The sequence below is a fragment of the Acinetobacter sp. YH16051 genome (assembly GCF_013417135.1).
Lineage (GTDB): Bacteria > Pseudomonadota > Gammaproteobacteria > Pseudomonadales > Moraxellaceae > Acinetobacter > Acinetobacter towneri.
Window position 1 is genome coordinate 1 of record NZ_VPEN01000034.1, and the last position, 7,227, is coordinate 7,227.

Annotated in this window: 10 protein-coding genes; 6 read left to right on the top strand and 4 right to left on the bottom strand. The window is 31.9% G+C overall.

Annotated elements, in window-relative coordinates:
* Together FTV41_RS13230 and repM are read right to left on the bottom strand one after the other, a co-directional pair.
* A partial coding sequence (locus tag FTV41_RS13230) for a plasmid replication DNA-binding protein (RefSeq protein WP_257221969.1) occupies window positions 1-470 on the bottom strand: 470 nt, incomplete at its 3' end.
* A gap of 60 nt (window positions 471-530) precedes the next feature.
* Entirely contained in the window at window positions 531-1,454 is a 924-nt protein-coding gene (gene repM / locus FTV41_RS13235; RefSeq protein ID WP_151206973.1) for a replication initiation protein RepM, read from the bottom strand.
* A gap of 1,265 nt (window positions 1,455-2,719) precedes the next feature.
* Between repM and FTV41_RS13240 the strand changes: the two genes are divergently transcribed.
* Both FTV41_RS13240 and FTV41_RS13245 read left to right on the top strand, forming a co-directional pair.
* Window positions 2,720-3,094 (top strand): hypothetical protein, encoded by a 375-nt coding sequence (locus FTV41_RS13240; protein WP_046206308.1) that lies wholly within the window; start codon window positions 2,720-2,722, stop codon window positions 3,092-3,094.
* Window positions 3,095-3,096: 2 nt separating this feature from the next.
* Complete coding sequence (locus FTV41_RS13245; protein WP_171249271.1) at window positions 3,097-3,267, top strand: hypothetical protein; 171 nt, start codon at window positions 3,097-3,099, stop codon at window positions 3,265-3,267.
* Between the two features lie 20 nt (window positions 3,268-3,287).
* Here FTV41_RS13245 and FTV41_RS13250 read toward each other — a convergent pair whose 3' ends face one another.
* Complete coding sequence (locus tag FTV41_RS13250) at window positions 3,288-3,623, bottom strand: hypothetical protein (protein ID WP_075175697.1); 336 nt, start codon at window positions 3,621-3,623, stop codon at window positions 3,288-3,290.
* A gap of 27 nt (window positions 3,624-3,650) precedes the next feature.
* Window positions 3,651-4,160 carry a hypothetical protein gene (locus tag FTV41_RS13255; protein ID WP_046206310.1) on the bottom strand — a complete coding sequence of 170 codons (510 nt, stop codon included), beginning with the start codon at window positions 4,158-4,160 and terminating at the stop codon, window positions 3,651-3,653.
* 442 nt (window positions 4,161-4,602) lie between these two features.
* Between FTV41_RS13255 and FTV41_RS13260 the strand changes: the two genes are divergently transcribed.
* The 4 genes from FTV41_RS13260 (at window position 4,603) to FTV41_RS13275 (ending at window position 7,099) form a co-directional block, all read left to right on the top strand.
* Window positions 4,603-5,595, top strand: coding sequence for a hypothetical protein (locus FTV41_RS13260; protein ID WP_121973992.1), 993 nt, complete (start codon window positions 4,603-4,605; stop codon window positions 5,593-5,595).
* The gene (locus tag FTV41_RS13265) at window positions 5,588-5,938 is read left to right on the top strand and encodes an STAS-like domain-containing protein (RefSeq protein WP_121973991.1); all 351 of its coding nucleotides are present in this window, start codon (window positions 5,588-5,590) and stop codon (window positions 5,936-5,938) included. The genes FTV41_RS13260 and FTV41_RS13265 overlap by 8 nt, the downstream gene beginning before the upstream one ends.
* A gap of 5 nt (window positions 5,939-5,943) precedes the next feature.
* The gene (locus FTV41_RS13270) at window positions 5,944-6,519 is read left to right on the top strand and encodes a hypothetical protein (RefSeq protein WP_121973990.1); all 576 of its coding nucleotides are present in this window, start codon (window positions 5,944-5,946) and stop codon (window positions 6,517-6,519) included.
* 190 nt (window positions 6,520-6,709) lie between these two features.
* The gene (locus FTV41_RS13275) at window positions 6,710-7,099 is read left to right on the top strand and encodes a tautomerase family protein (RefSeq protein WP_032040164.1); all 390 of its coding nucleotides are present in this window, start codon (window positions 6,710-6,712) and stop codon (window positions 7,097-7,099) included.
* Window positions 7,100-7,227: the final 128 nt, after the last annotated feature.

Sequence of the window (7,227 nt, forward strand, 5' to 3'; positions counted from 1 at the left end):
TCTTCCCCAGGAGTAGTCAATGCGTCATAGTTCGACTCAATCTCTGGCCGAGGATCTGTTGCTATATTTAGATTAGTAGATTCATTTAGCTTACTAGTATTTTCTTGTTTTGGCTGTTCTAAGGTGCCTTTAAACTCAATTCTATGAGTAAGATCTTCAATATGTTGCATCAAAGACTTTTCTCTTTGATTTGCTAAATCTAACTGATTTTTAAGTAAAGCAATCTGATCTTTTAGAACATTTTCGATCTCGGACTGTACACGTACAGGTGCATCCTTCTGGACTTGTTCAATACGTGTACTGGACTGAACACCAGTTGGATTTCCATAAACTCTTATTAATTCCGATAGATCTATGAGTCCATCACTATCCCTTGATAATTCGCCACTTTTTATAGCTTCATAAATTGTTGTTCTAGACTTTTTAAACGCTTTACTGGCGTCCATAACGCTGAATTTTGTTGTGTTCAATGGAGTCCCTCAGTACGTGTACAGGAATGTTCATATGAACATCCAATCTGAACATGAGTTTTATTTTGCATTAAAGCCTACTTTCTCTAGATATGGCAGTAGTTCTTCAAATTTTTGTAGATCTTTTAGCATTTCAGAAATTCGAACTGCGAACTGCGAATAGCTTTCAGTACCTTGAGAATATTTATTCATTTCTGGAAGCTCAGATAGCTTATTAGCAAAAAAATGTCGCTGTGCATCAGTAAATTTTGAGAAAATCTCAAGAGTAGTTTGCTTTTTATTGTTAGCTATAACGACCTTTTTCTGTTTAAAGGTAAATGAAAAGCCAGAAATATTACGTCCCTTTTTATGTTGCTGACATTGGACTTTAATATCTGTATGTTCATTAATTTGAGCAATAGCCAAATTTAATACTCGGTCTTTGAAATTCCCCATTCTTGTATATTCATCATCAAGAACACCTATTTTTTGCCTGAACTCTGCTAGTTCAATAATAGGAGTTTGGCCTGTACTGCGCCAAGCTATTAACAATTCATATAACCGCACAGCATACGCACTGCTGAGATTACTAATTTGTTGTAATTCATATTTAGTAAATTGCTCTTCTAAACGTGTAATAAGTGGGACAATTGCAGGAGCAAATATTAACTTCACGGTTGCTTCATCATCGATATATCTAATCTCGCTGACCCAGCGGCTTAAAACATTTTCTACATTTCCTCTCTTATTGATTTCTTGATAGCTAAATTGGCGTACGAATAGATCTTTACAAGCATCTTTTAACGCTTGGTACGCTGTTTGTCTTGCAACATTAAATTGATTTACATAGCTCTCAGCATGGACTTCTAATGGATCATTGGCATTAATGCCTCGACCACTATCTCTTGCTTCAACAATAGCTAATAAGATTAAACGCTGTTCTACTAAATCTAAGTTATAACTCGCATTAATTAATGCATTATCTTTAACTACTAAATCCCGCACTTTATTTATCTATCTTATTAGTTATGAATATAAATCTATATTAATAAATCTGTAGATTAATGCAAGGTAAACATGGTTAAATCTACAAAATAAATAAGGTAGACTTATGGTAGGTAAACGTAGTCATATTGGTAGGTAAACGTAGTCATATTGGTAGGTAAACGTAGTCATATTGGTAGGTAAACGTAGTCATATGAAGTCTGGAAGCCTTTATTTACAAAGCTTTCAGCTTACCTAAAAGCATTTAAAAGCTTAAAAATAATTAAAAGCCCAGGGAATGAAAAATTGCCCTTGGTTTTCGCTTCGCTCAAACTCTATTGAACTTCGCTTTCGCTCAGTTCGTTGGGGCAATTTTTTGGTTAATACTTGCGTGACTTTAAGAAAAAGCAAAAGCAACTCGGAATTCGCTTCGCTCATAAAACTTTTTTACTCGCTACGCTCGATCCAGGAGCAAATTTCTGCATGAAACTTACGCTTTCTTAGGCTAAAGAGGGCAAAAAAATGTTTTTCAGAGGGTCTAGGCGCAAATTTTGATAGTTCGCTCGTAGACACTCGCTCTATGCATCTATCTAAAGTCAAAATACCTCTTTATTTCGCTCTCATTTGCGTTTTTTGAGCTGTTTTCTGTTTTTCACTATGAGATCTATGTTTTTTAGGTAAAGGCTCTTAAATCGCATTTGAACGCTTTCTGTGAAGCTTTTCATAATTAAAATTTTGGGTTGAAATTTTTAACCTGGATGAAGGGACAAAAAAATTGATCTTTTTACGTTTTTCTAAACCAAGAAATAAATACTTTTTTCCATGCAAAACCAAGCACCGGCCCTACGTCACTTTAGCCAATTTTCTAATCCAGGATCCGGCACACGCCGGGATTTTTTTGTCACACACCACGCATCTAACGATGACAACCCTCAAAGCCTTACAGGATAAGGATTTCAGCGATTTTTTAGGGTCTCAGAAACGTGTACAGAAAAATGGTCTTTTTTTAGAATAAGTGATTGAATTATCTATTTTTTATGCTGTGCTCATGCTTGTACATCAAAACAACACTTTTTTTAGATAAGATATTGATAAATTTAAGAAAAACTATGTACTCATGGTTGTACATAAAAAAAGCATTATATTTAAATAAGTTTTTGTTTTAAAATAAATTAATTCTGTACAAATAGGTTTGTACGTAATTTACTTATTATTTTTTATTTAATTAGTTGAATTATAGATATTTAATTTTGTACAAAATCTAATTTTAATAAGAGGTGTAATTTATGGGCGAAAAAGTCAAAACTTATGCAGTCAGGCTAGATCCACAAGTAGCAGAATTCTACGATCAATTGGCTAATTCAGAAGGAATCAGAACCAGTAAATTATTCAGTAAAATTTTGACCAATGATTTTCAATCTATTGCTGTTAAACAGCAAGCCGATCGTATTGAGGATCTGGTGAATCGATTAGAAAAGCGAATAGATGATTTTGAGGAAGATAATAATTTTTCTGAAAAATACTATGAGGATTTTAGTAGTACATACATGATGCTTTTATGGTTATTAATGAAAAATGGTGCTTCTAAAGACGAAATTAGAAGTATGCAAGCTAAGGCCGCTAATTATGCGGAACAAAACTTTTCTTCTAAGGAATCTTAATTTTGGACAATATTATTCAACTTTTAAAACCATGTACGCTTTGTGGAAATGGACAGAATGTACAGCTTTTTGCCGGGTTGATGCTGTGTGAAAGTTGTCAGGAAAATATCAGGCTTACAAATCCAGGTATGTTCTCTGCCAATGATAAGATTGAACAGAAAGCTCAGGATTAACCTGAGCTTTTGCATAAAAATTAACAGCGGCCTGCTGCTTTCAATAGAGCATTACATTGCTTATCACTACTTTGTTTTACAGAATTAGAACCCGAACAAACTGCCTGGGAACTAATAGCTCCTCCAACTGTTGTGATATAACATTGATGTGATTTTTTTCCTACAGTGGCTACAAAGTTTATCGTGCCATCAATAGATCCTTGTCTATTTGATATGGCCACTTTGTCTGAAGTTGTATTTAAAGCAAAGGCTGCCTTTTGTTCTAAAGTTTGATCCTGGATGACCATATTTCCGACTGTGCCGCATCCTACAAAAAGAGATGCAAATAACAATGGTAATAATTTGAAATTTTTCATAAATTTTCCTAAATATATTTAAATAAGTTAGATTCCAAAACTACAATTAGGAATTTCTTTCTGGAGCTCTCGATAGTTATCTTTAATTTTATCCTGTTCGACTTTTTGAGCATCTCGCGCAAAAATATTGAATGCTTTAGCTTCCTCTCTATATTTCAATCTTAAGCTTTCGCAGTTTTTCTTATGTGTGATCATCTGTTTTGCATCATCTTCACTAATTTTGGTATAGCGTTGATTACTAATTCGCAGTGTTTTTCCATCATCAGATAAGTTGAATGTGATAACTGCTAAACCGTTATTCACACCAAGTTCTTTTTCTTTCTTCTCTAAAACCGTTCCTGATTTTTTATTTCCAAACCAATCAGTTTCTGAAAGAATATTCTCATTTACGATGTAAGTTTCTTTGCCCTCTTTATAGATTTCTAAAACTTTTGGATATTTTGTATCTTCAAGTTGCCAGTAACCAACATATTTATCATGAGGTTTGGAACATGCTGTTAAAGCTAAAGCAACTAAAGTAAGGAAAAATATTTTCATGATTTGCTCAGACAAATTATATTTTAAAAGGTCATAAGAATAGAGTATTTTTCAAGTATGTCTAAGGACATAAAAAACCAGATTTGTATAGCTAAAGTAATGAAAAAAAACACTATTATTTTATTTCAATCTCTAGATTATATGTTTATAACAAATTGGCTATCTGGTAAGTCGATCATTATTCTTAGTGTTATCAGTTTTATGTATTTTAGATTTTTTATATATTGTTCTTAAGCAAGGCGGAAAGTTAATAAAATAATTATGACCTATCTAGCCACGTGATTTAGGGTCAATTTTTATCTCTCCCAACCCTCGGTTGGGATTTTTGCCTGAGATTTCGCATAAGAGATTTTATGTTAAATCCTTTTATATATTTCTTTTATTAGTTCATTTGTATAAGATCATATCTGCTCGATTACCGTCTAAAAAACAAGGATTTTTTGTGAAAAAGCCTAATCAAAAAGCTATTCTTCGTCAGAAAAAATCAGATTTAAAAATAAGAAAGGAAGGTAAAAAAAGATCACATACTTATATCGGCTTAATAAAATTTTCATCTGTAATCTCATTAGCTAAAATGGGTCATAGAGAAAAATTTCTAGAAACTATAAGAAAAATAAAGCTGAGAGATAGAGCTAATAAGAGTTTATATCTTAATTTTAAGGATGTAGAACTATTGTTGCCAGAAGGCGTTATTTACCTTTTACATCAATTGGATAAGTTAAAAAATAAAAAAGAATTACTAGGACGAACCTCTGATAAGGATGTAGTAAAAGCTATGTTCTCTAGATTAGGCATTCATAGTCTTATTAAACAGCCTCCTTATGTTGGTAAAACTATTAATATTGTTGATAGATGGGAGTGTTTATCGGGAGATAGCGCTGATTTAGGCGAGGAATACGAAAAGATTGAAGAGCAAATAGCTATGATCTTACCAGATAGAAGAGCTAGATTTGTTTTACAAAATGCTATTGCTGAAGCAATCAGTAATGTGATCAATCATGCCTATGATGAAAATGCTCAATATAAGAAATGGTTTTTATTCTTTTGCATAGATAAAGAGAAAAATACATGTCTGATCGTGGTATCAGATGTAGGAAAAACTATTCCGGTAACTATTCCAGTTAAGCTAAGAGATCGTTTATCTATTAATCCAATTGAACTCTTTACTGGTAAAAATGACTCTCAATTGATTGAAATAGCAACAAAATGGAGAAGATCTGCAACAGAAGAGTACCATCGAGGAAAAGGCTTTAATGATATCATGCAGGTTGAATCTGATGTAGATGGTGCAAATGTGATAGTTCTAAGTAGAAAAGGGGCTTGGTCATCTGTCGCTGGTTTAAAAGACTACAAAGATGCTATTGAAGGTACAACTGTAGGATGGGAAATTCCTTTGAATAATGTGAAATTAGTCGCGAGTAAAACTTATGCTTGAAATCAAATATGATGTGGCTAAAGAATATTATCCAAGACCTATGGGTAGAGCTAGAAAAGATGGTCTACATAGTGGTGAACGATTTAGAGAAGAAGTTCTACTACCTTTTTTCCAATCTTTAAAAACGAATCCAAACCAAATTCTTGTTTTAGATTTTAATGGTATATCTACAGCTGGATCTTCTTATCTAGAAGAATCTTTTGGTGGTCTAATTCGTAAAAATGGTTATCGTAAATCTGATTTAAATAGACATCTAAAGATAGTGGTAGATGATGACTTAAAAGAACTTATTACTGATAGAATAGAAAAGTATATTAATGACGCTGAAAGTAAAGTGAAATAAATCATATGGATAAGGAACTATATGTTGTTTGGACGTCACTTCTGCTTTTGTGGTTTTTTTCCATTTGTAGCGTATTAATAAAACCTGATCTTATTCCTTATAATTGGCTAGCTCCTATATTTAAAGCTATTACAGTTGCTATCCCTGTATATGTGTTTTTATTCAGAATAAAAAACTCTTTATTAATGAAATCAATCAAGTCTGCTAATGATCTGTTAATCAAGACCAATGAAACATGTATTAATGTTTTCTTAGATGATGATCCTCAAAAAACTTTTAAAGATATTAAAAAAGTTTCCTTATATTTAACTTATTTAAAATCCGAAGTGAATAATTTTCCCTATGGTGGACCAATTTCAGCTCTTCTTTTTTCAAAAAAGATGAAATTTTTGAAGGAATATGAAAGAGAAGCTCTTAAAGCCTATTCTGATTATTATGAGTTAATTACATTTGATACCATAATTGAAAATAAGACATCTACAATGACAAAAGAAGAGTCGGAAGAGCTAATAGATAGGATAATTCATTCATCTACAATACTTTCTAACATTCTTGAAAAACATCTAAGAAAATATATTTAAGATTTCCTACAATTAACATAATACACGTTATACGAATCTCTAAAAATAAGTTTACTACACTGATTTTTATATATTTTTTAAATTTTAAGCCTAGACCAGAGTCTAGGTTTTTTCATTTCGTATAACAGCCATTATCTTAAATGGGAGGGGGAGATTAAGCTAAAATTAGGGTTTTAATTTAGAGAAAGTAATGTCTCAGATAAAAATTTATGCTTTAGATGAAACTATAGAATTACATCGTGATAATTTAAGTAAAGCTATCCATCAGGCTTTAGTTAAAGAATTAAAATACCCTGAAGAAAAAAGGTTTCAACGTTTTATTCCACTAGAATCCAAAAATTTTATATATCCAGCAGACCGCAGTACATCTTATATAATTATTGAAATTTCCATGTTCGATGGACGAACAAAAGAGACTAAAAAAGCATTTATTAAGACTCTATTCGAAAATATAAACAATCTATGCGGTATTGATTCAAATGATGTTGAGATAACTATATTTGAAACTCCTAAAGAAAACTGGGGCATTAGAGGGGAAAATGCGGATGAACTACAGTTAAATTATAAGGTAAATGTTTAAATTTCCTAAAATTAACATAATACACGTTATACGAAGTTGAAAAATTGAGACTATAGCCTTAATTTTTATGTGTTTTTAAAATTTAAAGCCTAGACTTCGGTCTCGGTTTTTTTCATTTCTTATAACAG